Source organism: Achromobacter sp. GbtcB20 (genome assembly GCF_019091095.1).
Lineage (GTDB): Bacteria > Pseudomonadota > Gammaproteobacteria > Burkholderiales > Burkholderiaceae_B > Achromobacter > Achromobacter mucicolens.
Genome location: NZ_JAGXJZ010000882.1, coordinates 1 through 237, shown reverse-complemented (window position 1 = coordinate 237; position 237 = coordinate 1). Strand labels below are relative to the sequence as shown.

General features: G+C 61.2%; 1 protein-coding gene. It reads left to right on the top strand.

What is annotated here, in order from left to right; genetic code table 11:
* Positions 1–144 (top strand): membrane protein insertion efficiency factor YidD (gene yidD, locus KVT32_RS31495; RefSeq protein ID WP_217619576.1); only part of this gene is annotated, 144 nt, incomplete at its 5' end.
* Positions 145–237: the final 93 nt, after the last annotated feature.

Sequence of the window (237 nt, the reverse complement as noted above, 5' to 3'; positions counted from 1 at the left end):
ACCCATGGCGCGCTGCGCGGCAGCTGGCTGACGGTGCGCCGCCTCGGCCGCTGCCATCCCTGGAACGAAGGCGGGCTCGACCCTGTGCCGCCCGCGCGGCACAAGCATTCTCACTCAGCCGCTTGCGGTTGCAACCACTCCTGACGAATACCTCAATGGAAATCAACAAACGTACCATTCTGTGGATTGTCTTCGCCGTTTCGCTTGTCGTCCTTTGGAACAACTGGATGGTGTCGA